General features: G+C 39.1%; 26 protein-coding genes and 1 tRNA gene. 6 read left to right on the top strand and 21 right to left on the bottom strand.

Annotation, left to right across the window (positions count from 1 at the left end):
- Positions 1-43 precede the first annotated feature (43 nt).
- Genes asnS through ACOKFG_RS06100 form a run of 3 tightly spaced genes read left to right on the top strand, consistent with a single transcriptional unit; the run spans position 44 to position 3,594 of the window.
- Positions 44-1,486 carry an asparagine--tRNA ligase gene (gene asnS, locus ACOKFG_RS06110; protein ID WP_299175016.1) on the top strand — a complete coding sequence of 481 codons (1,443 nt, stop codon included), beginning with the start codon at positions 44-46 and terminating at the stop codon, positions 1,484-1,486.
- A gap of 45 nt (positions 1,487-1,531) precedes the next feature.
- Positions 1,532-2,989 carry an RNA polymerase factor sigma-54 gene (rpoN, locus tag ACOKFG_RS06105; protein WP_298794020.1) on the top strand — a complete coding sequence of 486 codons (1,458 nt, stop codon included), beginning with the start codon at positions 1,532-1,534 and terminating at the stop codon, positions 2,987-2,989.
- On the top strand, positions 2,989-3,594 hold the full coding sequence (locus ACOKFG_RS06100; protein WP_422862037.1) for a hypothetical protein: 606 nt from the start codon (positions 2,989-2,991) through the stop codon (positions 3,592-3,594). Before rpoN ends, ACOKFG_RS06100 begins: the two co-directional genes overlap by 1 nt.
- On the opposite strand, the gene ACOKFG_RS06095 is transcribed toward ACOKFG_RS06100, so the two are convergent.
- From ACOKFG_RS06095 to ACOKFG_RS06045, 11 genes are all read right to left on the bottom strand, one after another.
- On the bottom strand, positions 3,589-4,275 hold the full coding sequence (locus ACOKFG_RS06095) for a porin family protein (RefSeq protein ID WP_422862036.1): 687 nt from the start codon (positions 4,273-4,275) through the stop codon (positions 3,589-3,591). The genes ACOKFG_RS06100 and ACOKFG_RS06095 overlap by 6 nt on opposite strands.
- 71 nt (positions 4,276-4,346) lie before the next feature.
- Positions 4,347-4,826, bottom strand: a complete 480-nt coding sequence (locus tag ACOKFG_RS06090; RefSeq protein WP_422862035.1) for an ExbD/TolR family protein — start codon at positions 4,824-4,826, stop codon at positions 4,347-4,349.
- An 11-nt stretch (positions 4,827-4,837) separates the two neighbouring features.
- Positions 4,838-5,458, bottom strand: coding sequence for an ExbD/TolR family protein (locus tag ACOKFG_RS06085; protein ID WP_299487938.1), 621 nt, complete (start codon positions 5,456-5,458; stop codon positions 4,838-4,840).
- Between the two features lie 152 nt (positions 5,459-5,610).
- On the bottom strand, positions 5,611-6,093 hold the full coding sequence (locus ACOKFG_RS06080; protein ID WP_298794015.1) for an ExbD/TolR family protein: 483 nt from the start codon (positions 6,091-6,093) through the stop codon (positions 5,611-5,613).
- Between the two features lie 12 nt (positions 6,094-6,105).
- Positions 6,106-6,711 (bottom strand): ExbD/TolR family protein, encoded by a 606-nt coding sequence (locus ACOKFG_RS06075; protein WP_298794014.1) that lies wholly within the window; start codon positions 6,709-6,711, stop codon positions 6,106-6,108.
- Between the two features lie 12 nt (positions 6,712-6,723).
- Positions 6,724-7,161: a hypothetical protein gene (locus tag ACOKFG_RS06070; protein WP_298794013.1), complete on the bottom strand. Its 438-nt coding sequence runs from the start codon at positions 7,159-7,161 to the stop codon at positions 6,724-6,726.
- Positions 7,162-7,188: 27 nt separating this feature from the next.
- Positions 7,189-7,923 (bottom strand): MotA/TolQ/ExbB proton channel family protein, encoded by a 735-nt coding sequence (locus ACOKFG_RS06065; RefSeq protein ID WP_190811073.1) that lies wholly within the window; start codon positions 7,921-7,923, stop codon positions 7,189-7,191.
- A 78-nt stretch (positions 7,924-8,001) separates the two neighbouring features.
- Positions 8,002-8,089: transfer RNA gene (locus ACOKFG_RS06060), tRNA-Ser, on the bottom strand.
- A gap of 66 nt (positions 8,090-8,155) precedes the next feature.
- Positions 8,156-9,187: an asparaginase gene (locus tag ACOKFG_RS06055; RefSeq protein ID WP_298794012.1), complete on the bottom strand. Its 1,032-nt coding sequence runs from the start codon at positions 9,185-9,187 to the stop codon at positions 8,156-8,158.
- Positions 9,188-9,189: 2 nt separating this feature from the next.
- On the bottom strand, positions 9,190-9,957 hold the full coding sequence (locus ACOKFG_RS06050) for a TatD family hydrolase (protein ID WP_298794011.1): 768 nt from the start codon (positions 9,955-9,957) through the stop codon (positions 9,190-9,192).
- An 18-nt stretch (positions 9,958-9,975) separates the two neighbouring features.
- Entirely contained in the window at positions 9,976-10,356 is a 381-nt protein-coding gene (locus tag ACOKFG_RS06045) for a hypothetical protein (protein WP_298794010.1), read from the bottom strand.
- A gap of 52 nt (positions 10,357-10,408) precedes the next feature.
- Between ACOKFG_RS06045 and ACOKFG_RS06040 the strand changes: the two genes are divergently transcribed.
- Positions 10,409-10,849 carry a retropepsin-like aspartic protease gene (locus ACOKFG_RS06040; protein WP_298794009.1) on the top strand — a complete coding sequence of 147 codons (441 nt, stop codon included), beginning with the start codon at positions 10,409-10,411 and terminating at the stop codon, positions 10,847-10,849.
- A gap of 29 nt (positions 10,850-10,878) precedes the next feature.
- On the opposite strand, the gene odhB is transcribed toward ACOKFG_RS06040, so the two are convergent.
- The 6 genes from odhB to ACOKFG_RS06010 form a co-directional block, all read right to left on the bottom strand.
- A complete protein-coding gene (odhB, locus tag ACOKFG_RS06035; protein WP_422862034.1) occupies positions 10,879-12,099 on the bottom strand; it encodes a 2-oxoglutarate dehydrogenase complex dihydrolipoyllysine-residue succinyltransferase in 1,221 nt (406 codons plus the stop codon).
- A 27-nt stretch (positions 12,100-12,126) separates the two neighbouring features.
- Positions 12,127-14,922 carry a 2-oxoglutarate dehydrogenase E1 component gene (locus ACOKFG_RS06030; protein ID WP_422862033.1) on the bottom strand — a complete coding sequence of 932 codons (2,796 nt, stop codon included), beginning with the start codon at positions 14,920-14,922 and terminating at the stop codon, positions 12,127-12,129.
- A 98-nt stretch (positions 14,923-15,020) separates the two neighbouring features.
- The gene (locus tag ACOKFG_RS06025) at positions 15,021-15,377 is read right to left on the bottom strand and encodes a hypothetical protein (protein WP_422862032.1); all 357 of its coding nucleotides are present in this window, start codon (positions 15,375-15,377) and stop codon (positions 15,021-15,023) included.
- A gap of 33 nt (positions 15,378-15,410) precedes the next feature.
- A complete protein-coding gene (locus ACOKFG_RS06020) occupies positions 15,411-16,688 on the bottom strand; it encodes an amidohydrolase family protein (RefSeq protein ID WP_298794005.1) in 1,278 nt (425 codons plus the stop codon).
- Between the two features lie 183 nt (positions 16,689-16,871).
- Positions 16,872-17,888, bottom strand: a complete 1,017-nt coding sequence (galE, locus tag ACOKFG_RS06015) for a UDP-glucose 4-epimerase GalE (protein ID WP_298794004.1) — start codon at positions 17,886-17,888, stop codon at positions 16,872-16,874.
- 2 nt (positions 17,889-17,890) lie between these two features.
- Entirely contained in the window at positions 17,891-19,045 is a 1,155-nt protein-coding gene (locus ACOKFG_RS06010; protein ID WP_298794003.1) for a DegT/DnrJ/EryC1/StrS family aminotransferase, read from the bottom strand.
- A gap of 79 nt (positions 19,046-19,124) precedes the next feature.
- On the opposite strand from ACOKFG_RS06010, the gene ACOKFG_RS06005 reads away from it, so the two are divergent.
- Entirely contained in the window at positions 19,125-20,369 is a 1,245-nt protein-coding gene (locus ACOKFG_RS06005; protein WP_422862031.1) for a 3-deoxy-D-manno-octulosonic acid transferase, read from the top strand.
- Positions 20,370-20,400: 31 nt separating this feature from the next.
- Positions 20,401-21,747, top strand: a complete 1,347-nt coding sequence (locus ACOKFG_RS06000) for a sugar porter family MFS transporter (RefSeq protein ID WP_298794002.1) — start codon at positions 20,401-20,403, stop codon at positions 21,745-21,747.
- A gap of 266 nt (positions 21,748-22,013) precedes the next feature.
- Here the strand turns inward: ACOKFG_RS06000 and ACOKFG_RS05995 are convergent, their stop codons facing one another.
- The 4 genes from ACOKFG_RS05995 to pckA all read right to left on the bottom strand — a co-directional run bounded on the left by ACOKFG_RS05995 (position 22,014) and on the right by pckA (position 26,030).
- On the bottom strand, positions 22,014-22,640 hold the full coding sequence (locus ACOKFG_RS05995) for a hypothetical protein (RefSeq protein WP_298794001.1): 627 nt from the start codon (positions 22,638-22,640) through the stop codon (positions 22,014-22,016).
- A 47-nt stretch (positions 22,641-22,687) separates the two neighbouring features.
- Positions 22,688-22,987 carry an HPF/RaiA family ribosome-associated protein gene (locus ACOKFG_RS05990; protein ID WP_299174988.1) on the bottom strand — a complete coding sequence of 100 codons (300 nt, stop codon included), beginning with the start codon at positions 22,985-22,987 and terminating at the stop codon, positions 22,688-22,690.
- Between the two features lie 86 nt (positions 22,988-23,073).
- Complete coding sequence (locus tag ACOKFG_RS05985) at positions 23,074-24,390, bottom strand: ATP-dependent 6-phosphofructokinase (protein ID WP_298793999.1); 1,317 nt, start codon at positions 24,388-24,390, stop codon at positions 23,074-23,076.
- A gap of 11 nt (positions 24,391-24,401) precedes the next feature.
- Positions 24,402-26,030, bottom strand: coding sequence for a phosphoenolpyruvate carboxykinase (ATP) (gene pckA / locus ACOKFG_RS05980; RefSeq protein WP_298793998.1), 1,629 nt, complete (start codon positions 26,028-26,030; stop codon positions 24,402-24,404).
- Between the last annotated feature and the right edge of the window lie 9 nt (positions 26,031-26,039).

The following is a 26,039-nucleotide window of genomic DNA, read 5'->3' as shown; positions in this document are numbered from 1 at the left end:
CTCAAAAAGCTATCTTTACCGCTTAATTTTACGATAAGTCGAAATGAACTCTTATTCCATAAAAGAATTGCTGAAAAAGCAACCTGTAGGAGAAAATGTAGAAGTAAACGGATGGGTAAAAACTTTCCGAAGCAACCGCTTTATAGCATTAAATGATGGTTCCACCATTCACAATTTGCAATGTGTTGTTGACTTTGAAAATTTCGATGAGGATTTGTTAAGGCAAGTTTCAACAGGCGCTGCTATTAAAGTAGCAGGTACTTTGGTAGAAAGCCAAGGAAGAGGTCAGACTGTCGAAATACAGGCTTCGGACATTTTTGTTCATGGTACCGCCGATCCGGAAGAGGTTAAATTGACTATCCTATCCCCCAAAAGACATTCTTTGGAGTTTTTAAGAGAACAGGCTCATTTGCGAGTTAGGACAAATACCTTTGGTGCCATAATGAGGGTAAGATCAGTTTTGTCTTTCGCTATCCACAGTTATTTTCAGAAGAATGGGTTTTACTACATGCATCCACCTATCATTACAGGCTCCGATGCAGAGGGAGCAGGAGAAATGTTTAGGGTAACCACATTGGACCCAAAAAATCCAGACTTAACGGACAATGGAGAGGTCGATTACACCAAAGATTTCTTTGGAAAGGAGTCAAACCTAACGGTTTCTGGTCAACTTGAAGCTGAAACCTATGCCATGGGCTTGGGTAAAGTGTACACATTCGGCCCTACCTTTAGGGCAGAGAACTCCAATACTTCAAGGCATTTAGCCGAATTTTGGATGATAGAACCCGAGGTGGCATTCAATGATTTGGATGCTAATATGGATTTAGCGGAGGATTTCATCAAATCAATTCTTCAGTACGTTTTGGATAATTGTGAAGATGACCTTCAGTTTTTGGAGAAACGACTGTTGGATGAAGAAAAGACCAAGCCTCAGAACGAGCGTTCAGAAATGCCTCTTATAGAGAAATTGAAATTTATTGTTGATAATAACTTTAAAAGGGTTACCTATACTGAGGCCGTTGAAATTTTAAAGAACAGTAAACCGAATAAGAAGAAAAAGTTTCAATTTCCAATTGACGAATGGGGAGCTGACCTGCAAAGTGAGCACGAACGCTACTTAGTCGAAAAACATTTTAAATGCCCTGTAATTCTCTTTGATTATCCAGCGAACATCAAGGCATTTTATATGCGATTAAACGAAGATGGAAAAACTGTTAGAGCTATGGACGTTTTATTTCCAGGTATTGGGGAAATCGTTGGCGGATCTCAACGTGAAGAACGTCTCGATGTACTGCAGCAAAAAATTAAGGAGCTCAACATAGATGAAAAAGAACTTTGGTGGTATTTAGATCTAAGACGTTTTGGTACAGCCGTGCATAGTGGATTTGGACTTGGCTTCGAGCGAATGGTTCAATTTGCAACAGGAATGGGCAATATTAGAGATGTAATACCCTATCCAAGATTTCCACAGAATGCAGAGTTTTAAATTGAATCCTTAAATTTATAAGAAGGAAGATTGTAAATAATCCTCATGCTAAAACAACACTTACAGTTTAAGCTTTCCCAAAAACTGTCTCCACAGCAGATTCAGTTGATGAAACTTATTCAATTGCCCACCCAGGCTTTTGAACAGCGACTTAAACAAGAGTTGGAGGAAAATCCTGCCCTAGAAAGTGGAAAGGCGGAAAATGACACCTTGGAAGACGGGTACGAGGACAGCTATGATGATTCTGCAGATAGTGAGAGTATTTCTGCTGAAGAAATCAACATCGATGATTATCTAAGCGATGATGAGATTCCTGATTATCGCACACAGACGAGCAATTATAGCCCGGATGATGACGAAAAAAGCATTCCTTATGCAGCCGGAATTTCTTTTAACCAATACCTAATCAACCAACTCAATACCGTCTATTTGGATGATGAGGAATGGGCTATTGCGGAGTTTTTAGTAGGCAGTGTGGATGAAAGCGGGTACATCAGAAGACCTTTGAGCGATATTATGGATGATTTGGCTTTCACCCAGAATATTTACGCAGAGGAAGCTAAAATTAAAAGCGTTCTCAACACAGTTCAGGAATTAGATCCACCTGGGGTTGCCGCACGTTCGTTGGATGAATGTCTTATACTTCAACTCAAACGAAAAGAAAAAACACCTTCTATCGAATTGGCCATTTCAATATTGGAGAAGTCCTTTGATCAATTTACCAAAAAGCACTACTCCAAGTTATTACAGAAGCACCATATCGGGGAAGAGGACCTAAAGGATGCTATTTCTGAAATTGAACGATTGAATCCCAAGCCTGGGGGTTCCTATGCTGGTAATACTCGAATCATAGAGCATATTGTCCCTGATTTCTCTATCAAAATTGTAGAAGGTGAACTGGAGCTCACACTAAACGGACGGAACGCCCCTGAACTCCATGTCTCCAAGGAATACAACAATATGTTACAAGGTTACAAGAACTCCAAGGAGAAATCAAAGTCGCAAAAGGATACTGTTTTGTTCATAAAGCAGAAGTTGGATGCTGCTAAATGGTTCATAGATGCTATCAAACAACGACAGCAGACATTATTCATCACCATGAATGCCATCATGAATTACCAAAAAGATTACTTTTTAAGTGGTGATGAGCGGATGTTGAGGCCGATGATTTTAAAAGATATTGCTGACCAAATTCAAATGGATGTCTCGACGGTATCCAGGGTAGCCAATAGCAAATATGTGGATACTCCTTATGGTACAAAACTCATTAAGGAATACTTCTCAGAATCGATGAAAAATGAGCAAGGAGAAGATGTTTCCACCAAGGAAATCAAAAAAATACTGGAAACCGTAATCGGCGAGGAAGAAAAGAAAAAACCGCTTACTGATGATAAGCTTGCTAAAATATTGAAGGAACGTGGATATCCAATTGCACGACGAACCGTAGCAAAGTATAGGGAGCAACTTGGAATACCGGTTGCCAGGCTCCGAAAGCAAATCTGATGCGTCACTTCCTCAATATTACCTCCTATATTTTCCACCCTTTGTTCATTCCCATTGGCGGAACTGTATTTTACTTTTTGGTTACCCCAAAGGCCAGTTCATTGGAAATTCAAAGTGGCAATGTTTTGCCCATCTTCATTCTTACCGTAATTATTCCAATTATATTTTTCTTAATTCTCAAGAACCTTGGAGTAATCAATTCTATATTTTTACCCACAATTAAGGAAAGAAAGTATCCTTTATATATCAGTTGTGTTCTATTACTGATGATTTTATATAAAGTAATCCCCAACAATTACGTGCACGAATTGTTCTACTATTTCACAGGTCTTTTGACTGCTACCGGAGCGGCGTTGATACTTTTATTTTTGAAGTTTAAAACGAGTATGCACCTTTTAGGAATGGGCAGCTTACTCATGTTCATGATTGGATTGAGCATTCATTTTGAAATCAACATTACCTTAGCCATTAGCGTTTTCACCCTACTTACCGGCTTGGTAGCCACATCAAGATTATTTTTGAAAGCTCATAGCAGAGCGGAGCTTTTGATTGGGTTTTTGATTGGGTTTTGTTCGCAATTGCTAACCTTTAAATATTGGCTATAAAATATAGAAAATAACCCCTATTCGAAGTACACGCAGGTCAATAACCTCTCCTCCATTGACCATGATTCCATCTTTCAGGAGTGGATTTAAACTGTAGTAGGCGTGTATATTCCAAGTATTATATCCAAAGCTAAGTGTTAATCCATACTGTAGTTTTTCTATATTATCATTCGTAAAGCTTGTTTTATCATCATCGGTCACCAATCTGGATTTTCCTGAGAAGACATAACCCAGTTTTGCTCCGGTGTATATTCGCCAAAATTTATAATCGCTTGCATTGGAAGTCCGCCATCGAAACTCAAAAGGCACTTCAACGGCATGTGTTTCAAACTTACTCCTCCTGAAACCATCCACCCCTCCAACCTGATATGTAATGGTGTTGTTTTCTTGTACCGCGACTATGTTACTGTAGTATGAATTAGTGGCATAACCAACTCCTAACCCAATTCCAAAATTGCGTTGAACATTAAGGGGGATATCCTTTATAAACCCTGTTTGCAGATTATAGGACAAGCTAGTTTGCGCCACATCGGTTGGTTTGTCCAATAACAGATTGAAACCAAGACCAATGTAAAATTGATCTTCCAGATATTTAGCCCCGTACTGTTTTTGGGCGGCATTATCTTGGGAATGACCTAAATAAAAGAACAGGACAATGGTTAAAACGCAATAATGCTTCATGCGGAAATACGTTGATACTAAAAACAATCCAAATTACACATTTGGATTGTTTTTTTACCTACCCTGCAGAGTTATTGTGAAATTCCTTTTGTGACACCCTCATATGTAGTGTAGTTTACCTTAAGTAAATTCACTTTCCTGAGTTCCCGTTTGATATCCGAAACAATCCCAACATTGACATTTTTGTCCACTTTTAATGATACCGTCACTAAATTTCTGATTGCATCCGGTTTTTTATCCAATTCAGAAAGGACATACGGACCTACTTCATTAATCTGGGCCAATCTGTCGTCCAGCTGTATTTTAGGTTCAGTTCCTAAAACACCCATAAGATGAGGGGCAGGCTTACCGATAAAAATTTCTATTATCCTATCTTTTTTGGTTAATTCCTTAACCTGATCGGCTGTAGGAAGATCATTGTCTACTAACAATGTATTGTCATTGATTGTTGTTACTGTCATAAAAAAGAACAATAGCATGAATACAATATCAGGTAAGGATGCCGTCGAAACTGCGGGGAGTCTATTTGTAGTTTTCTTTGAAATTTTCATTACGAATACGTTTACAAGTTAAATTTGGTTTCTGCTTCGGATAACTTCATCGGATACATGTTTCGTATCTGGGTTATTTCTGCTTTCAGTTTTTCCTTCACTTTTGCCGATGTTTTAGCATCAAAATATCTCCTTTCCATATCCTCAAAACCCATATTAAATAGTCTTTTGGCTTCACGGTTTCTAAGTTCTGTATATGCAGCAGTAAGCTCGTTTTGCACTCTTACATACATCCCATAGCTTGCTGCTCGGTCACTATTAAAGGCAATTATCGCCTCCTGTGGGCTATCCGAGGATTTTGCATTGTGTTCACCCTTGCAATAATCACAATACTTAGCATCGCCTGGAGCGCTTCCACCATTGTCCAAGAAATTAATGGTTCTTGTTCTTAATTCTTCAATGGACAAAATATCTCCTTCTATGAGGAGTTTGTCGTTTTTGTTAAGGCTTACCCTAAAAATATTTTTTTCGGGTATCTTAATGGGAGGGGTTGTATCCTTCGGTGGTAATTTTCGGTCAATGCCGACATCGGTCTGGATGGTGGTGGTTACCAGAAAGAAAATCAACAGTAGAAAGGCAATATCAGCCATTGATCCAGCATTCACTTCTGGAATCTCATTATTTCTAGCCATAATACATTGTTTTGTTGGATTAATGATTCGATTTTATCCCAAATGGGATACTTATATATCACAACAATTATTCCAAACAGGCCTACATTTTATGGCATAAAAAAACGCTCCAAGTATACTTGGAGCGTTTTTCACTAAATCTAAGTAATTGTCTACTGCAAATTGTTGAAAGCATCTCCATCATAGGTCGTATAGTTGACCTTTAGAGCATTTACCTCTCTCAATTGTTGTTTGATATCGGCGATAAGACCCATATTGGCTTCTTTATCTACCTTTAAAGCAGTAGTTAAAACATTTTGTATTTCCTGTGGTTTTTTAGCACGCTCTGCCAAAATATAAGAACCGACCTCATCTACACTTGCAAACTTATCATTCAATTGAATCTTTGGTTCAGTACCAAAAACTTTTGCATATTCTTGTGTAGGCTTACCTACATAAATATAGATTACACGGTCCTTTTTCTCCAACTTCTTAATTTCAGTTGCGTTTGGAAGCGTATTCTCAACCAACAAAGAACTATCTTTCATAGTAGTTACCGTCATGAAAAAGAACAGTAACATGAATACGATATCTGGCAACGATGCGGTTGAAACCGCAGGCAAATCGCCATCCTTCTTTTTTGCAAACTTTGCCATACGTTATTTACTTTAGTTACTTGTTGTTTCTGCTTCCGATAACTTCTGAGGAAACATATCTTGAATTCGCTTTACTTTGTCTTTAAGGTCATCCCTAACACTTGATGCGGTTTCCGGATTCAAATATTCTGCTTCCATATCCGTAAAATCACGACCAAAGATTCGTTGTGATTCTCTATCTCTCAAATCATTGTAAGCTCCAACCAATTCATTCTGCACTGTAATATAAGTACTGTACTTGGTTTCGCGGTCATTCTTTAAAGAGATAATAGCCTTAGTAGGGTTATCTGACGAGGCAGGATCTTTTCTGCCCTTACAGTAATTACAAGTACCATCAGCTCCGTTTTCAAGAAATGCAATAGCTGCATCTCTTAAACCAGTAAGCTGCATCAACTCATCCTCCACCAACAATTGTCCATTTTTATTGATGTTTACCGTAAAAATGTTCTTTTGCTTAATTACCACATCTTCCTCTGGCGGCTCCATAGGAGGCAACATACGATCCAGTCCTGCATCAGTTTCAATGGTTGTAGTAACCAAGAAAAAGATAAGTAGTAGGAAAGCTATGTCTGCCATGGAACCAGCATTAACTTCTGGTGCTCCTTTTCTTCTTGGCATAACTTTAGTTTTTTACTTAACAAACATTTTTTTCAAACCTGGCAATACCATAAGTGCAACTGCGGCAGCTGTTAGGATAAAGAAAACATTCAATCCCATCCCTATATTCTTCACTGTGCTTTCAGTTGCTCCTTTATCAGCCATTGCGTCGGCTACAGCTTTTGCCTCATCTCCAGAAGAAAGTCCGTAAGAAATAGCAACTACGATTGCCAAACCACCTATAGCGAATAAAGCCTTTTTAAGACTACCCGGAGTGGAAAGCAATTTTTTAAGTCCAAAAAATACTGTTGCGACAACGGCAATAGCCAACAGAAGATACATGATAATGAACATAAAGTTCATAGAACCACTGTTTATCGCATCTGGATCATCACTCGATGGCATACCAAACCACAAGGCAGTAGCTACCAGTCCGATGACAATAAGTACTATTTTAATTATTTTATTCATGATTCTCGATAGTTTTTAGTTTCGCAATTATTTCTTGTGAGCAGCCAACATATCTATTAAGGATATGGAGGAGTCTTCCATGTCATTTACGATGCTATCGATTTTTGCAATGATATAGTTGTAAAAAATCTGAAGGATAATCGCTGTAATCAAACCAAATACAGTTGTCAATAATGCCACCTGGATATCACCTGCAATCAAAGAGGCACTCAAGTTACCTACTGCAGCAATTTTCTGGAAGGCCGCGATCATACCGATTACTGTACCCATGAACCCAAGCATCGGGGCAATAGCGATAAATAGAGACAACCAAGATACATTCTTTTCTAACTGTCCCATTTGTACACCTCCATAGGCAACAACAGCTTTCTCAGCTGATTCCAATCCTTCACCTGCTCTATCCAATCCTTGGTAGAAAATAGATGCAACAGGTCCTTTTGTGTTTCTGCACACTTCTTTGGCCGCTTCAACACCACCAGATGCCAATGCATCTTCTACTTGTTGCTTAAGCTTAGCTGAATTTGTGCTAGCAAGATTCAAATAAATAATTCTTTCAATTGCAACTGCCAATCCCAAGATTAAACATAATAGTACAATTCCCATGAAGGCTGGTCCACCTTGAATGAACTGTTCTTTTAATACTTGAGTGAAACCTTTGCTGGCTTCAGCCGCAGCTTCGTCTTGTAGTATAGCCGCTGATGCATTTGTAGTTCCCAAAACAAACATTCCGGCAGCAGCCAGAGTAAAGGATATTTTTTTCATTTCTTTCAAACTTAAATTTAGTTAGTTAATAATGTTAAAGATATAAAAATTTTATAATTGAAAAATTAAAATACCTAGCAGAGAGGAAGGGATTCGAACCCTCGATACACTTTTGGTGTATACACACTTTCCAGGCGTGCGCCTTCGACCACTCGGCCACCTCTCTATTGTTATAGTTAGGCCGAGCAATAAACAAAAAAATAATTAGTTAATAAAATTTCAGCAGTTAATTTTAGTGCATTTCGCCACGAAGTGAGGTCTCAAAAATTGTCTTGAAGAGATCATCAGAAATTTTACTGCCCAATAAGTACATAGCTTTTGTTATAGCCGCCTCGGTCGTAATGTCCTTTCCGTTAACCAATTGCATCTCTCTTAACTTCTCGCTTGTTTCATAATGACCCATGGCAACACCACCACCTGAACACTGGGTAACATTAATAATATGTAACCCTTCTGAAGCGGCCTTTTTTAATTCCGCCAAAAACCATTGGTCCGTTGGGGCATTACCCGCACCATAGGTTTCAAGAATCAACGCTTTTAGACCAGGTATTCCCAAAATTGATCTTAATACGGCTTTATTCAATCCAGGAAATAGTTTTAGCACAGTTATATTGTCATCCATAATTTTATGGACCTTCAACTGTTTGTTTTGATCTGATCTTTTAAAAAGATTGGAATGGTGCACATTCAAATGTACTCCAGACTCCACCAATGGTGGATGGTTTAGAGATGCAAACGCTTCAAAATGTTCCGCATTGATTTTTGTAGTCCTGTTTGCCCGGTAGAGCTTATATTCAAAATACAATCCAACTTCTTGTACAACGGGTTTACCCTTTTCTTGCAGGGCGGCGATTTGAATGGAGGTAATCAGGTTTTCTTTCGCGTCAGTTCTCAAATCACCAATCGGCAATTGTGATCCGGTAAAGATCACGGGTTTATCCAGATTTTCCAACATGAAACTCAACGCCGAAGCTGAATAGCTCATGGTATCACTACCATGAAGCACCACAAACCCATCACAATTATCGTAATTTTCCTCAATGATAGTGGCAATAGTGACCCAATACTTTGGATTCATGTTTGAAGAATCAATAGGCTCTTCAAAAGAGATTCCTTTTAGTTTGCAATCAAGTTGGTTCAATTCGGGCAAGTTTGATATCAACTCCTTGAAATTGAAAGCTTTTAACGCCCCGGTTTCGTAATCCTTTACCATACCAATGGTTCCACCGGTATAGATGAGTAATATGTTGGTCTTTTCTTTCATATCTATATACCAAAAACTTGTTTGGAATTCTCTGTGGTTATTGCCGCTATTTCTTCAATTGACAGTCCATAAATCGAGGATAGCTTTTCCAATACCTTTACGATATAGGAACTCTCGTTTCGTTTGCCCCGAAATGGAACCGGTGCCAGATAGGGAGAGTCGGTCTCAAGTACAATATGTTTTAAATCTATTTCATTTAGAAATTGGTCGATTTTGCCATTCTTGAATGTAGCAACTCCACCAATTCCCAATTTCATATTGTAACCTATTGCTTGATGAGCCTGCTCCTGCGTTCCAGTGAAACAATGAAAGATTCCGTGGAGATCATCACCTTTTTCCTGCTCCAAAATCTCAAAAATCTCATTAAAAGAGTCGCGGCTATGGATAACAATGGGAAGCTTATGCTTCTTCGCCAATTGAATCTGATATACAAAAGCATCCTGCTGTTGTCTTAAAAATGTTTTGTCCCAATAAAGATCGATACCAATTTCACCGACTGCGTAAAAATTTCTTTCCGAAAACAACTGGTCCACATGAGACAATTCTTCTTTGTAGTTTTCCTTTACGTGCGTTGGATGCAATCCCATCATTAGGAATACATTCTCCGGATATTTTGATTCCAGATCCAACATGGCATCTGTATAGGTGGAATCAATCGCCGGAATAAAGAAACGTTGCACCCCTGAATCCAATGCTTTTTGGATCACCGCGTCGCGGTCTTCGTCAAAGGCCTCACTGTACAAATGGGTATGTGTATCTGTAATTATCATATAAAATAGCCAATGAATTTATAAATCATATCGTGGTTTCATATCCTGATGTTCCATTAGGATTTTCTTTCCATTCCTATAAACCCTTAAAATCCTAAATCGCGTTGAATCCCTAGTGGTCCTAAACCCAACCGTCCATCTTCGCAAACCTTTTGAATAGAAGGTCGCTTTAGGCTCTAATGTGTTTTTCCTTAACTCAATTGCCGTTTCTTTGCTTACTATTCTTTCGGTAATGTCTAACTGTATCATATCTGAATCCATTCGGATTTCTTGGTCAGTATAGCCATTTTCGAACACATATTTTTCTGCCAACCCGATCACTTCCTTTTCCGAAAGTTTGGATGTCCCACAACCTTCTAGAAATATAATTGCTGTAAACAGTAATATTTGTTTCCTCATTTCAAACTCCATGTCAACACAAAAATAGGTTTATCTTTAGGAAAAATAGTTGATGAAATCCCTCAAAAAGTATTTATCCTCCAAAAGTTACATTAGCATTCCTTTGGTACTTACAGAAACCAATCATTTCGAGCTAACTGCAAAGATCAATGGAATTTCTGGGCGATTTATACTAGACACCGGTGCTTCCAATACCTGTGTTGGAATGGACAAAATTGACTTTTTTAAAATGATTTCGGAGGTTTCGGAAATCAAGGCCGCTGGGGCCGGAGCAACAGAAATGGAAACCTTGGTCTCTTCCAAAAACAAAATCCAGATTGGAGCCTGGAAAAAGAAGAAGCAAAAAATTGTGCTTTTTGATTTGGTCCATGTAAATCAAGCTCTGACCTCCCATAATTCACTTCCTGTGGATGGTATTATCGGAGCGGATGTGTTCAAAAAAGGAAAAGCTGTTATTGACTACGAGAAAAAAAGCCTTTACTTAAAAAAGTAAAGGCCATTATAATTCAAGAAGTTTGGTTTTTAAAGCTCCAATGCTTTTTTCACATTGCCATCCATCAATAATTCTTCTGGACTTTCAAGGGCTTCTTTTACAGCAACCAAAAATCCTACGGATTCTTTTCCATCGATAATTCTATGATCGTAAGAAAGTGCTACGTACATAATAGGTGCAATCACTACTTGACCATCTTTGGCAATAGGACGCTCTACAATATTATGCATACCTAAAATCGCACTTTGCGGTGGATTTATAATCGGAGTGGACAACATGGAGCCAAATACACCTCCGTTGGTAATGGTAAAGGTACCTCCAGTCATTTCATCAACGGTAATCTCACCTTCCCTAGCACGAATCGCTAAACGTTTTACTTCGGCTTCAACCCCTCTAAAAGTAAGATTTTCCGCATTCCTAATAACCGGAACCATCAATCCTTTAGGGCCGGAAACAGCTATGCTGATATCACAGAAATCATAGGATAACATTTCCTTCCCGTCAATCATTGAATTTACTGCAGGATACATTTCCAACGCTCTAACAACCGCTTTGGTGAAAAAGGACATAAAACCTAGACTTACACCATGCTTTTCTTTGAAAGTTTCTTTGTATTGTTTACGCAAAGCGAAAATTGGAGACATGTCCACTTCGTTGAAAGTGGTCAACATCGCAGTTTCGTTCTTGGCAGCAACCAATCGCTCCGCCACTTTTCTTCTAAGCATAGAAAGTTTGGAACGGGATTCTCCTCTTTTCCCTCCGGTGGGAGTACCCATGGACGGAACTGCTTTTACCGCATCTTCTTTGGTAATGCGCCCATCTCTGCCGGATCCAGATACAGAATCAGCATCGATTCCCTTTTCATCTAAAATCTTTTTGGCAGCAGGAGATGGTGTTCCTGAAGCGTATGTTTCCTTTTTAGTTTCTACTGGCTTAGGAGTTTCAGCCTTAACAGGCTCTTCTTTAGTTTCTTTAGCCTCTACTGCAGGTGCGGCACCTCCTTCGGGTTTGACCGCACTAGTGTCGATCAAACAAACAACCTCACCAACGGCAACAGCATCGCCTTCTTCTGCTTTCAGCGTAATAATTCCACTTTCCTCCGCAGGAAGCTCTAAAGTTGCCTTATCCGAATCTACCTCGGCAATTGCCTGGTCTTTCTCTACGTAATCCCCATCTTGCACCAACCATTCTGCAATTTCCACCTCAGTAATCGATTCCCCTGGTGAAGGGACTTTCATTTCTAAAACCATTGTATTCTAGTTTTACACTTTTGTAATTTATCTTCTTACCATGTTGTCCTTGCTCTTATCAAAGACATATTCTAAAACTTGGGCATGCCTTCTTTGCGAGCGAACTGCGCTACCAGCTGCCGGTGCACCATAAAACCTTCTGGATGCTACCCTAAACTGTTTTGCTTCGTCCAAATGCATTAACAAATGACCCCAAGCCCCCATGTTTCTGGGTTCTTCTTGCGCCCAGACAATATCATCGGCATTTTTATATTTCTTGATGATGCTTCGTATTTCTTTGGCAGGTAATGGAAACAATTGTTCCAATCGAACCAAGGCAACATCATCTCGCTTCAGTTTTTCTTTTTTGTCCAACAAATCATAATAGAACTTACCAGTACAGAAAACCAGGGTTTTTACCTTGTTTGCTGTAGCCTCTGCATCATCAATAACCATTTGGAAACTTCCCTTGGCCATTTCTTCTTTTGTTGATAACACTTTTGGGTGTCTCAGCAAACTCTTCGGTGTGAAAACCACCAATGGTTTTCTAAACCCTGCCTTCATTTGTCTGCGCAACAAATGGAACATGTTAGCCGGAGTGGTCACATCAGCGACATACATATTATCTTTTGCACATAATTGAAGGTACCGTTCCATACGTGCTGAGGAATGTTCAGCTCCCTGTCCTTCATATCCATGCGGAAGTAAGAGCACCAATCCATTTTGTAATTTCCACTTGTCCTCTGCAGAGGATAGGTATTGATCTATTACAATTTGAGCGCCATTACTGAAATCTCCAAATTGCGCTTCCCATATCGTCAACGTTTTTGGACTTGCCATGGCATAACCATAATCAAAGCCCATCACTGCATATTCAGAAAGCAATGAATTATAGATATGGAATTTCCCATTTTGATTGGCACCCAATTCATTAAGCAGGGTTACTTCCTCTTCATGCATTTCTGTTTTGATCACAGCATGTCGGTGTGAGAATGTTCCTCGTTCCACATCTTGTCCCGTCATTCGAACATCATAACCTTCTTCAATCAGAGAACCATAGGCCAACAATTCTCCCATGGCCCAATCGAGTTGGTTATCTTCAAAATACATTTTATTCCTAGCACCAACTAAACGCTCCAACTTCCGCAAGAATTTCTTCCCTTCAGGAAGGGCGGTAATACTCTTGGCAATGGCATCTAGCTTTTTTTGTGGATAGGCCGTTTTAATTTCACCTAACATGGCATCTTCAACAACCTGTCCAAATCCTTCCCATTCATCTTGCATAAATGGGGTGATTACCGTCTTTTCTACTTTACGTGAATCCAATAGATTCTCCTCAAGGTTTTTCTTATACTCTGCTTCAAGGCCTTTGACATAATCCTTATCGATTACACCCTCTGCAATCAATCTTTCTGCATAAATATCTCTAGGATTCTTATGTTTAGATATGGATTTGTATAGTAACGGTTGGGTGAATTTTGGTTCATCACCCTCATTATGACCGTACTTTCGATATCCCAATAAATCCAAAAAGACATCTCTTCTGTACCGCATTCGATATTCCAAAGCAAATGTTGCCGCATGCACAACAGCCTCAGCATCATCTGCATTTACGTGGAGTACGGGAGATAAGGTTACCTTGCCTACATCGGTGCAGTAGGTAGATGATCGGGCATCCAAATAATTGGTGGTAAATCCTATTTGATTATTTACTACTATATGAATGGTACCACCCGTATGGTAACCATCCAAACGAGCCATTTGAATAATTTCGTACACAATTCCCTGTCCGGCAAAGGCCGCATCTCCATGCACCAAAATAGGAAGTACTTCGGAAACATTTTCTTGGTGGTGACGGTCTTGTTTTGCTCTGGCAATGCCTTCAACAATACCATTTACGGTCTCCAAATGCGAGGGATTAGGTGCAATGTTCATATTGACCACTTTCCCTGAATCAGTTTCTCTTCTGGATGTCCAGCCCAAGTGATACTTTACATCACCGTCAAAAATCGTCTCTTCATAATCTTTTCCATCGAACTCACTGAAAATATCTTTAGGAGATTTTCCAAAGATATTGGTAAGCACATTCAAGCGTCCACGGTGTGCCATTCCCATTACAAATTGTTTGACACCAGCATCCGCAGCTTTTTCAATAATTACATCCAAGGCAGGAATCAAAGATTCTCCACCTTCAAGTGAAAAGCGTTTTTGACCTACGTATTTCGTATGCAAGAAACCTTCGAAAGAAACTGCTTCGTTAAGCTTTCTAAGGATATTCTTTTTTTCTTCGGACGTAAAGTTTGGATGGTTGTCATTCACATTCAACCAATCCTGAATCCACTGTATACGCTCCGGTGTACGAATGTACATGTACTCCACACCGATGGCATCGCAATAAATTCGTTCTAAGTGAGCGATTATTTCTTTTAGGGAACTTGGTCCTTTTCCAATTACTTTTCCCGCATCAAATACCGTATCTAAGTCTGCATCGGAAAGTCCAAAATTGGATAAAGCCAATGAAGGCTCATACTTTCTCCGTTCACGAACTGGGTTTGTTTGGGTAAACAAATGTCCTCGGGTTCGATAACTATCTATCAGTTTTATAACCTGAAACTCCTTCTGAAGGGATTGTGGAATTTCCACCTTTTGGCCATTGGACAAAGCCAAAGTTCCATTCGCCCCAGCTATATCAAGTTCATCCAATGAGCTTTCAAGACCAAAATCGAATCCTTGAAAAAAAGCCCTCCAACTGGGCTCAAGGCTATCGGGACTAGTAAGGTATTTATCGTATAACTCCGCAAAAAATGATGTATGCGCAGCATTTAAAAATGAATATTTATCCATTGACAGTTTTTAGCTAAAACCTATCCAAAAATTTAACCAAAAATACAACAAATACTATAGTTAGGTCAACAAACTTGGCCATATTTGACAAAATCGACCTAGGAGTTATATTTATGTTTAAACCAAACCTTTTGCCACTCTCTTTTTAAGATTAAAAAACAAACTTCCACTGAGGCGTCTGCAGCATCCAACGTATTTAGTTTTTTAATTTCGCTCTCGGGAATGTCAACCACGTACAGCAGATTCAAATATTCTGAAAACTTCTCCAACAACAGGAAATATATTTTCTCACGAACAATATCCCTAAGTTGTTTGGGTTCTAAATCTTCAGGAATTTTTACATCGACATTGGCCAGCACAAAATCTTTGGCAGTTTGTTGCAGCAGTTTATCATACAACGCTCTTTGTTGTGCTGACTGCAGTATTTCAAGGCTTGAATTGAAATTGGCTTCCATCTTTTTACCTACGTCCAATTTCTGGAATAAGACTTACTCTGACTTATAAATTTTTCCTTCTTTCATAACAAAATTTACACTTTCCAAGGTCTTAACATTACTCATCGGGTTTTCATCAACAGCAACAATATCCGCGATAAAACCTGTTTTTAATTGCCCTAATTCATTTTTCATACCTAAGAGTTCTGCGTTGGTTATTGTAGCGGAACGCAACGCATCAATCACTGGCATACCCGCTTCATGCATATAGGTAAATTCTTTTCCGTTATCACCATGGGGTGATACACCAGCATCAGTACCAAAAGCAATAGGCACTCCTTTTTCATAGGCCTTTTTGAAGGTTTTCTCACTTACCGGACCTATTTCCTTAGCCTTCTTTGCTACAACAGGAGGTAAAAAGCCTGGGATTTCTGCCATTTGGGCGGCTGCTTTGCCTGCAGAGATAGTTGGCACAAGATAAGTGTTGTGCTTTACCATTAAATCCATGGTTGGCTCTTTCATCAATGTACCATGTTCTATTGTTTTTATACCTGCTTTAATAGCTCTTTGCATACCTTCATCACCATGTGCATGAGCAGCTGTTAGCATTCCGTAATCTTTTGCTGTTTCAACAATAGCTTCGATTTCTTCGACTGTAAATTGAGGATTCTGTCCGCTTTTGGCTACACTCAAAACTCCACCAGTAGCTGTTATTTTAATAACATCAGCCCCATCTTTATAGCGCTGTCGAACTGCTTTTCGAGCATCTTCTGGAGAATTAACCACTCCTTCTTTTGGTCCCGGATCACCCATAAAGGACTTTTTCATTCCATTGGTTGGGTCGGCATGTCCACCAGTTGTACCTATGGCTTTCCCTGCGGTAAAAATTCTCGGACCTACTATACTCCCTCTGGCAATGGCTTTTCTAAGTGCGATATTCACACCGCTTCCGCCTAAATCCCTTACCGTAGTAAAGCCGGCCATTAACGTTCGTTTTGCATACACTGTGGACTGAAAAGCCACATCAGCTTCGTTTTTAGTGAAACGATCTAGGTAACGAGTTGGGCTTGACTCTCCTTCAATATGCACATGCATATCAATAAAACCAGGGAGTACCGTCTTGTCCTTCAAGTCTACAATAATATCATCCGTCTTTCCTACTTGATATCCATTTTGAATGGATTTTATGGTTTTTCCGGAAACAACAATGGTTTTTTCAGCGAGTACTTTTCCAGAATTTACATCTACGATATTGCCACAATGCAAATATGTATCCTGAGCAAATATCACGGAACAGCATAATGAAATTGAAATTAAAAGAAAGTTTTTCATCTGTTTGAGTTTTACAGTTTACCGTAGCGAAAAGAAAATTCCTTCGCATTCAGTTATTCATATTATTCGAGTTAGCTATTTACAGTTCTAAATGTAAGCATACATTTTGTGATAACCATGAAGTCAATACCAAGCTGTAGACAATAAAAAAACCCATCTTTTAGATGGGCCTTGATTCGTTTTCTATTTGCGGATTTTTTGTTCCCAATCCCATGCAGATTTCATGGAATCATCCAAAGTGGAATGTGCTTTCCATCCCAAGACATTATTTGCTTTCTGTGTATCGGCATAAGCTTGAACCACATCGCCAGGTCTTCTATCGACAATTTTATAATTTAACTTACCTCCTGACGCCCTTTCAAAACTCTGAATTACTTCCAATACGGAACTTCCTTTTCCGGTTCCCAAATTGAAGACTTCATAATTGGAGTCATTTTTTTGATTCAGTAAGCGTTGTAATGCAACCACATGTGCCTTGGCTACATCGACGACGTGGATATAATCGCGAATGCATGTACCATCTTCCGTTGGATAATCATCTCCAAATACAGAAAGTTGTTCTCTTAACCCAACACCTGTTTGTGTAATAAAGGGTACCAGGTTCTGAGGCACTCCAATTGGCAATTCCCCAATTTCAACTGTTGGATGCGCACCTACAGGATTGAAATAACGCAACGCAATTGCCGACAAATTTGGATTCACATTACAGGTATCCCTAATGATTTCCTCCCCTACTTGTTTCGTATTGCCATACGGAGATTCCGCAGGTTTAACAGGGGCGTCCTCAGTAATTGGCAGTTCATCTGCCTGCCCATATACCGTACAGGAGGAGCTAAATATAAACTTGCCATTAGTTTTCTTGGTAAGTTCTTGGAGCATATACACCAATACCCCAAGATTATTTTCGTAATACAATAAGGGTTCTGCCACGCTCTCACCGACGGCTTTTGAAGCCGCAAAGTGAATCACTCCTTCAATATCATTATGTCGAGAGAAGAAGTCCTGAACTTTGGATTTTTCACGAAGATCAAACTGCTCAAAAATGGGTTTTTTTCCAGTTATTGCTACTATTCCATCAATAACATCTTCCGAAGAATTTGATAGATTATCGACAACAACAACTTCAAAACCTTCATTTTGAAGCTCAACAACGGTATGGGAGCCTATAAATCCCAATCCTCCGGTTACTAGTATTTTCATGGTTAACTATTTACAAAGTCTATGACCAGGCTGGTAATAAATTCTATTTGTTCATCGTCCAACTCTGTATGCATTGGAAGCGAAATCACTTCCTTGACCAATTGATTGGTCACTGGAAAGTCTGCTTCTTTGTAGCGATCATCTACATAAGCCTTTTGCAGGTGCAGTGGAATTGGATAATACACACCACAAGGAACGCCATTATCGTTTAAATGTTGCGCTAAACTGTCTCTTTTTTCGTTCAAAATTCGAAGTGTATACTGATGGAATACGTGACAGTCACAAGACTCACAAATTTCATTACCACAATTTGTCATTTTAGGAGGAACAATATTGGGTTGCCCTTCAAATGCTCTTGAGTACTTTCTGGCCGCTTCCCTTCGTTTTTTGTTATAGCTATCCAAATTAGGAAGCTTTGCTCTCAAAACTGCAGCCTGTATAGAGTCTAAACGAGAATTCACGCCCACTACATCGTGGTGATACCTTTTATACATTCCATGGTTTACCATTCCTCGAATGATATGAGCCAAATCATCGTCATTCGTAAAAATTGCCCCTCCATCTCCATAACAGCCTAAATTCTTTGACGGGAAAAAAGAGGTGGATGCCATATGCCCTATGGTACCCGCTTTTTGTTTTTTTCCATTTTGAAAAGTATGGGTTGCCCCAATAGCCTGTGCATTATCCTCAATTACATAAAGGCTATGCTTTTCGGCAAGTTCCATAATCGCATCCATATTCGCACATTGCCCGAATAAATGCACTGGAACAATGGCTTTTGTTTTTGGTGTAATTGCCCTTTCAATTGCTTCTACGTCAATATTAAAGGTATCTGGCTCAACATCCACTAAAACTGGGGTCAGATTCAACAATCCTATCACCTCAACGGTAGCAGCAAATGTAAAGTCAGCTGTAATCACCTCATCTCCTGGTTTCAACCCAAGTCCCATCATGCAAATTTGAAGGGCGTCAGTACCATTTGCACATGGAATTACATGCTTAACTCCCAAATAGTCTTCCAATTCTTTTTGAAAGGCATGAACGTGCGGACCATTAATAAAAGCTGTTGAATCGAGGACCTCGGCAATTGAAGTATTTACCTGATCTTTTATGCCCTCAAATTGACCTTTAAGGTCAACCATTTGAATTTTTTTCATCCGGAAAATATATGAGTTAACAAAGTTAAGAAATAAAGCTACCATCGTCTATTGCCGAAAGAATGTATTTTAGCGGAAAATGATTCCATTGCGAGGACTTTACAACATCTTGTCTCACATATCCTGGATGGTATTGCAGCTTATTGCACTATTCAATCCGAAAATCAACCTTTTTATACAGGGTCGAAAGCGAACAAAAGCGATTTTAAATTCAAAGTCAACAGATGGCAAGAAGGTCATTTGGATGCATGTTGCCTCTTTAGGGGAATATGAACAGGGAATTCCAATTTTAGAAAAACTCCGAACCCATTATCCATCTTATAAAATAGTGCTTACTTTCTTTTCACCTTCAGGGTATGAGATCAAAAAAGATACACCTTATGCTAATATGGTGGTTTACCTACCCATGGACACCAAATCCAATGCAAAAAGATTTCTGGATTCCATAAATCCGGAAATGGCCATTTTTGTGAAGTACGAAATCTGGCCAAATTATTTGCATGAGCTGAAGAAAAGAAACATTTCAATCTTATTGGTATCCGCGATTTTTTCCAATAGACAGATTTTCTTCAAGTGGTATGGTGGTTTCATGCGAAATAGCCTTAAAGCTTTCGCTCACTTTTTTGTTCAAGATGAGAACTCTAAAAAACTTCTCAATTCCATTGGGCACAACAATGTCAGCATTAGTGGAGATACTCGCTTCGATAGGGTTTCAAAAATTAAGGAGCAGGACAACATGTTAGACTTTATGGATGATTTTAAAAACAATCGATTTTGTTTTGTTGGAGGCAGCACATGGCCAGAAGGTGAGAAATTATTGGTGGAATATATAAACACTACTGATCATGAGGTGAAATTTGCCATCGCCCCGCACAATATCAAAGAAGGACATATCAACGATCTAAAGAATAACCTTCATAAAAAATCCATATGCTTCTCCGAATTGGGAGAAAAGAGCTTAGCGGATTTTGAAGTGTTGATTGTGGATACCATTGGGTTATTGACCAAAATTTATAGCTACGCCGACCTTGCCTATGTTGGAGGAGGCTTTGCAACAGGCCTCCATAATACACTTGAACCTGCAACTTTCGGTGTTCCCATAATTATTGGCCCCAAGTTCGATGGATTCAAGGAGGCAGAAGATTTGGTAGATAAAAATGGGATTCACGTGGTTACCGTTCAGTCAGAGTTTAATGACCTGATGGATAAATTTATAACCGATATCGATTTTAGACGGAAAACCGGAGCTATAAATTCTTCATATGTAGACATCAACAAAGGAGCTACTGCAATAATCTTCGATCGTCTCAAAACTTTTCTCTAACTTTTACCTGCATTAGCAAACCAACCCAATCATGAAAGATCGCATTTTTAGAATTTCACTAACCGCTGCTTTAGCGGGTTTTTTATTTGGTTTTGATACCGTAGTTATTAGTGGGGCCAACTTACCCATTAAGGAACTTTGGAACACAAGTCCATTATTCCATGGTACATTTATTATGAGCATGGCATTATGGGGCACTGTTCTTGGGGCCTTGCTTGGTGGGATTCCAACAAAAATATTGGGCAGAAAAAAAACCTTGTTTTGGGTGGGGGTGCTCTTTTTTGTTTCGGCCTTAGGGTGTGCCTTTGCTCCTGAACCCTACTTGTTTTCCTTCTTTCGTTTCGTAGGAGGTGTTGGCGTTGGGGTATCTTCAGTGGCAGCTCCTATTTATATCTCAGAAATTACCACAAGCAGTAATCGTGGGAAGTTGGGTGGATTATATCAATTTTGGCTTGTTTTCGGAATTTTAGTTGCATTTATTTCCAATTGGGCGCTCAAGGGAGTCGATGGTGCAAACGACTGGCGCTGGATGCTTGGAATTGAAGCACTTCCTGCTTTACTCTATACGCTCATGGTTTTAAGGATTCCAAATAGCCCAAGATGGTTGATATCACAAAAAAAGGATACCGATTCAGCACTTGAAGTGTTTAAAAGTATTTATTCCCAGGAAGAGGCTGAAAAACAAATCCAAGAAATCCAATCCAACCTTGAAGAAACCTCAAGCAATGACGGGCTTTTCCAAAAAAAATATTCCAATATTCTTTGGCTAGGGTTTTTAATTGCATTTTTCAATCAGTTATCAGGCATAAACTTCGTGCTTTATTATGCTCCAGAAATATTGGAACAAGCTGGATTGGGTGGAAAAGAATCCCTCTTCAACTCGATTGCTATAGGTATTGTAAACCTGATTTTCACCATTATCGGAGTGCGACTGCTCGATAAATTAGGTCGTCGTCAGTTGATTATTATCGGCTCCATCGGGTATATATTTAGTTTAATAATGGTGGGCATATGTTTTCAGCAACAACTTGCCTCATCATTTACTCTTTTATTCATATGTCTTTTTGTAGCATCGCATGCCATAGGGCAAGGTGCTGTAATATGGGTGTTCATTTCCGAGATATTTCCGAATCGTGTTAGGGCGTATGGACAATCTTGGGGCACAAGCACACATTGGGTCTTTGCCGCATTGATTACTTTGGTGACCCCAATTTTTCTTGATGGGCAAGAAGGTTATATGAAGGACACCGTATGGTATATCTATTACTTTTTTGCCGGCATGATGGTATTACAACTCCTATGGGCCATCTTTAAAATGCCGGAAACAAAAGGAGTTTCATTAGAGGAATTGGCAAAGAAATTAATCAATAAACCCTGAGATTTTAGCGTGATTATAACAGGACATACTTAAAAATTGTCCTTTAATCGAATAACCGTCAGGAATTTATAATTCATAATTGAATAATTCCGTACATTGAAGGAAATTACACTATTATGACTGATGAGGTTTCTTTTGGCGACAAAATGCTTGTTGGCTTTTTACGACTTATGGTATTCGTACTTGTGCTCATTTTAGTAGCGATCCCAATTTGTATCTTATTAAATTTTTTGAATGTTATTTAGATACTCAAGTAACCAAAATATCTAAAAAAGCACTTCTTGCTCCTGCATTTTTTCTGCAATTAGTTTGATGTATGCATCAATGGTCTTATCCATGTTCACAGGTTCGGAGACATCTATATTTCCTCTCCATATCAATTCCCTTTCTTTATCCACGCAAATGCAGTATAAAGAAGTTTCTGTCTGATAAATATTGAAGGTTTCATAATATCCAGAATCGTAATAAATGTCTTGATGGTCTAGGTAATCGTAGCTGAAATTAGTGTACATACTGTTTAAATTTCGCATACGTTCACGAAAAGTTCTTTTATTCTCTGTACCGACCACTTTCGTAAATAAAATAGCATCGAATCCTTTATCTAGAAGTTGTTCTTCCACAGCCGACAATTCTTCCTCCGATTTCTTGGAAGAAGTAAACTGTACATCAAAAAGGTCAACACTTCGCATCGCTTCAATTCCTTTATTGTTCAATCTTTCTTTTAATCGAGTTTCAAACTCGACCCGCACGTTTTCATCTTGAGCCATTCCAACCACAAGCACTTTATAGGCATCGAACAAAACAATATCTGGATTTTTCCATGTGCTTACCAGTCTAGTGGATGAGCAACCGGACAAAATCAATACACATACGATAATCAATTTAGTTTTCATTGTAAAGCGTTTTAAATAAATCCGTTTTAGGCACTGGTAACCTATAGTCAATGCGCTATAAACATACTCTGTCTTTTCTCCAATTGTTTTTTGAGTTCGTCCACGGTTTCGGCCATGGCCTTCTCAAAATTGTTTGTTTTGGACTTAGCAAAAAGACGTGGCCCGGGAGCACTTAGTTCAATTTCACAAACCTTATCCTCCCCTGTTCTATCATTTTCAATTTTAAAAAGCACATTGGCTTTGATCAACCAACTATATTTACTTCCTACTCTATTGAGTTTTTTTAGTAAAAGTTGGTTCAACGACTCACTGGCTTTCATCTTCTGATACTGAATATTTACTACCATGACAATTTGCATTTATGTTTACACCAAATTACCTACTTGGGCATAGGAAAAAAATGACATTTGTCACAGTTTGAAAAAGGAGTCGGCTATTTTAGAGAGAAGGGTTGACCTGAACTTTGCAGTACCGAGAACCAGAAATCACTTTCGAGATCAATCTTTTTTCGCTTTTTGGTCACCTCCGAGATAGGAATGTATACAAATTTGTTATTGACCTTACTTACTACAAATCTTGTTTTGCCAGCCATTGCACCATGCACGGCATGGTAAGCCAATCTTCCGCAGTATACACTATCGCTCGAATTCGCGGGAGCACTTCGAACAATATAGCTCGGGTCGATGTATTTTATGGTGACCGGGATATCTGTAAAATATTCTTTTATTTTTTCTTTTAGGTAAAGACCGATATCTGCATGTTTAACATTACCGGAAGCATCTTTGATTACATCTTTTTGTTGAAATAAATGCTGCCCTGCTCCTTCGGCCACTACTATAACAGCATGTTTTTTATGCTTCAATCGTTTTCTAAGTGCTTCTAAAAACCCGTTTTTGCCCTCCAGTTCAAAATCCATTTCGGGCACCAATACAAAATTCACTACGGGCATTGCCAATGATGCTGACGCGGCAATAAATCCACTATCCCTTCCCATTAATTTTACAATGGAAATACCATTAAAAGCTCCCGCCGCTTCGTTGTGGGCATCTCTTAATATGGGACTAGCCACATCGAAAGCAGTTTCAAAACCAAAAGATTTATCAATTAGGTCGATATCGTTATCAATGGTCTTTGGAATTCCAACCACGCTTATTTTTGCATTTCTTTTCTTGATTTCCTCACCAATGGCATCCACTCCTTTTAAGGTTCCATCTCCACCTATTGCAAATAAAATATCTATGTTATTTTCAACAAGGGTATCTACCATGACCGAAACACTTTGTCCACCTCTAGATGAACCCAAAAAAGTCCCTCCAAATTGATGAATGTCTTTTACCTTATCAGGATTCAGTTCTATCAATTCATGTCCGAAAGCTGGGTTTAAACCTTCATAACCATAGGGTATTCCTAAAGTTCGTTTTATACCATAGAAATAATGAAGTGCCATCACCACTCCGCGAATGACATTGTTAATTCCAGGGCAAAGCCCTCCACAGGTAACAATTGCTGCTGTGGTTTCGGAGGGTTCGAAAAAAACCTGCTGACGAGGACCTGCTTTTTCAAGACATAAAGGTTCATCTTGATTGGAAACACATTGTTGATAATGCTCCATAGAAAGGTCAAATACCATTCTATCGGTTTCCCCTATAAAATTAAAAATACTATCTCCCCTAACAGTGCTTAACTGTAGGGGAGATTTATATTTGGGTTCTCCTAAAACAGAGATATCGAATGTAATACTATCGTCCACTTGTGTTTTGATTAAAAATGCTCGTCCAAACCATGGTGGGAATCAATCAGAGGCCCCCCGCCAAGTATATCTTCAGAAGCTTCACTAGCAAACTTATCAAAATTTATATGAAATGAGTGCGCCAATTGTATCGCTTTGCTCACATACGCCCCTTTTTGTAGCCATGTGTTCATGGGATCTAATATTTCGGTAGGCACGCCCGGACAATATTTTGGCATATGCAATCCGAAAATTGGGTGCACTTCCAGTTCTACTTCCTCCAATTTACCTTGTAGAATAGCAGAAATCATGGCTCTAGTATATTTTAATTTTATTCTTGACCCTACGCCATAAGGGCCACCACTCCATCCGGTATTGATCAACCAAACATTTACTCCTGCTTCGGTCATTTTTTTGCTCAACATTTCGGCATAAGCCGTTGGATGCAAAGGCATAAATGGTTCCCCGAAACATGCTGAGAAAGAAGGAACTGGCTCATTAATTCCAGCTTCCGTACCGGCTACTTTAGCAGTGTACCCTGAAATAAAATGGTATGCTGCTTGACCAGGAGTCAATTTGGAAACTGGAGGCAGTACTCCAAAGGCATCACAGGTTAAGAAAAAGATATTCTTAGGGTTAGCTGCATAGGAAGGCACTTGAATGTTGTCTATATGATCAATCGGATAGCTCACCCTTGTATTCTGGGTAATTGCACTATCAAAGTAATCAACCTCCTTGGCTCCTTCCTTGAATACTATATTTTCAAGCAAGGCCCCTGGTCTGATTGCACGATAAATGTCCGGTTCTTTTTCTTCAGTTAAGTCAATAACCTTTGCGTAACATCCTCCTTCAAAATTGAAAATGGTATTTTCCTTGGTCCATCCATGTTCGTCATCACCAATAAGTTTACGGTCTGGGTCAGCGGACAAAGTTGTTTTTCCGGTTCCGGAAAGTCCAAAGAAAATTGCAGTATCTCCATCTTCCCCCACATTAGCGGAGCAATGCATGGGCAATACATTTTTCTCAACTGGCAGTATCAGGTTCAAGGCTGAAAAAATCCCTTTTTTCATCTCTCCAGTATACGCGGAACCACCAACCAATGCGATTTTCTTGGTAAAATTGAGAATAGAAAAATTACCCGCGATGATACCATAATCGGATGGATTTGGCGCTTCATAACCTGGAGCACAAAGTACCAACCACTCTTCTTCAAAATTCTTCAGTTCGTCTTCATTCAGCCTTAAGAACATGTTTTTGATGAAATAATTGGACCAAGGGTATTCAGTAATCGTCCTAACATTCATTCGGTAACTTGGGTCGGCACAAACTGCAGCATCTCTTACATAAACTTCTTTTCCGCTTAGATAATTCACCACTTCGGCTTGAAGTTTATCAAAATTCTCTGGCGAGATTGGCTTATTTATCCGTCCCCACCAAACTTTGTCTTTAGTGTAATCGTCTTTTACCAAAAAACGGTCTTTTGGGGAACGCCCGGTAAACTTCCCTGTTTTAATGGAAAGCGTACCATTTTCAGTTTCTTCTCCCATACCCTTTTTTAGGGTTATCTGTTGTAAGTCCTCAGCACTAAGATTCCAAAATGCATCGACATTCTTTAAGCCATATTTGCTTAAATCTTTCGTTTTTTCTACTACTTCGTTCATAATCCAAGT

This window comes from Flagellimonas rhodophyticola, from assembly GCF_049332665.1.
Taxonomy (GTDB): Bacteria; Bacteroidota; Bacteroidia; order Flavobacteriales; family Flavobacteriaceae; genus Flagellimonas.
The sequence above is the reverse complement of the archived record's forward strand: the minus strand, read 5'-3'. Positions and strand labels throughout refer to the sequence as shown.

Bases quoted from the DNA above. Each gene is read 5' to 3' on its own strand.
- asnS (WP_299175016.1), top strand. From the start codon at position 44: ATGAACTCTTATTCCATAAAAGAATTGCTGAAAAAGCAACCTGTAGGA.
- rpoN (WP_298794020.1), top strand. From the start codon at position 1,532: ATGCTAAAACAACACTTACAGTTTAAGCTTTCCCAAAAACTGTCTCCA.
- ACOKFG_RS06100 (WP_422862037.1), top strand. From the start codon at position 2,989: ATGCGTCACTTCCTCAATATTACCTCCTATATTTTCCACCCTTTGTTC.
- ACOKFG_RS06095 (WP_422862036.1), bottom strand. From the start codon at position 4,275: ATGAAGCATTATTGCGTTTTAACCATTGTCCTGTTCTTTTATTTAGGT.
- ACOKFG_RS06090 (WP_422862035.1), bottom strand. From the start codon at position 4,826: ATGAAAATTTCAAAGAAAACTACAAATAGACTCCCCGCAGTTTCGACG.
- ACOKFG_RS06085 (WP_299487938.1), bottom strand. From the start codon at position 5,458: ATGGCTAGAAATAATGAGATTCCAGAAGTGAATGCTGGATCAATGGCT.
- ACOKFG_RS06080 (WP_298794015.1), bottom strand. From the start codon at position 6,093: ATGGCAAAGTTTGCAAAAAAGAAGGATGGCGATTTGCCTGCGGTTTCA.
- ACOKFG_RS06075 (WP_298794014.1), bottom strand. From the start codon at position 6,711: ATGCCAAGAAGAAAAGGAGCACCAGAAGTTAATGCTGGTTCCATGGCA.
- ACOKFG_RS06070 (WP_298794013.1), bottom strand. From the start codon at position 7,161: ATGAATAAAATAATTAAAATAGTACTTATTGTCATCGGACTGGTAGCT.
- ACOKFG_RS06065 (WP_190811073.1), bottom strand. From the start codon at position 7,923: ATGAAAAAAATATCCTTTACTCTGGCTGCTGCCGGAATGTTTGTTTTG.
- ACOKFG_RS06055 (WP_298794012.1), bottom strand. From the start codon at position 9,187: ATGAAAGAAAAGACCAACATATTACTCATCTATACCGGTGGAACCATT.
- ACOKFG_RS06050 (WP_298794011.1), bottom strand. From the start codon at position 9,957: ATGATAATTACAGATACACATACCCATTTGTACAGTGAGGCCTTTGAC.
- ACOKFG_RS06045 (WP_298794010.1), bottom strand. From the start codon at position 10,356: ATGAGGAAACAAATATTACTGTTTACAGCAATTATATTTCTAGAAGGT.
- ACOKFG_RS06040 (WP_298794009.1), top strand. From the start codon at position 10,409: ATGAAATCCCTCAAAAAGTATTTATCCTCCAAAAGTTACATTAGCATT.
- odhB (WP_422862034.1), bottom strand. From the start codon at position 12,099: ATGGTTTTAGAAATGAAAGTCCCTTCACCAGGGGAATCGATTACTGAG.
- ACOKFG_RS06030 (WP_422862033.1), bottom strand. From the start codon at position 14,922: ATGGATAAATATTCATTTTTAAATGCTGCGCATACATCATTTTTTGCG.
- ACOKFG_RS06025 (WP_422862032.1), bottom strand. From the start codon at position 15,377: ATGGAAGCCAATTTCAATTCAAGCCTTGAAATACTGCAGTCAGCACAA.
- ACOKFG_RS06020 (WP_298794005.1), bottom strand. From the start codon at position 16,688: ATGAAAAACTTTCTTTTAATTTCAATTTCATTATGCTGTTCCGTGATA.
- galE (WP_298794004.1), bottom strand. From the start codon at position 17,888: ATGAAAATACTAGTAACCGGAGGATTGGGATTTATAGGCTCCCATACC.
- ACOKFG_RS06010 (WP_298794003.1), bottom strand. From the start codon at position 19,045: ATGAAAAAAATTCAAATGGTTGACCTTAAAGGTCAATTTGAGGGCATA.
- ACOKFG_RS06005 (WP_422862031.1), top strand. From the start codon at position 19,125: ATGATTCCATTGCGAGGACTTTACAACATCTTGTCTCACATATCCTGG.
- ACOKFG_RS06000 (WP_298794002.1), top strand. From the start codon at position 20,401: ATGAAAGATCGCATTTTTAGAATTTCACTAACCGCTGCTTTAGCGGGT.
- ACOKFG_RS05995 (WP_298794001.1), bottom strand. From the start codon at position 22,640: ATGAAAACTAAATTGATTATCGTATGTGTATTGATTTTGTCCGGTTGC.
- ACOKFG_RS05990 (WP_299174988.1), bottom strand. From the start codon at position 22,987: ATGGTAGTAAATATTCAGTATCAGAAGATGAAAGCCAGTGAGTCGTTG.
- pckA (WP_298793998.1), bottom strand. From the start codon at position 26,030: ATGAACGAAGTAGTAGAAAAAACGAAAGATTTAAGCAAATATGGCTTA.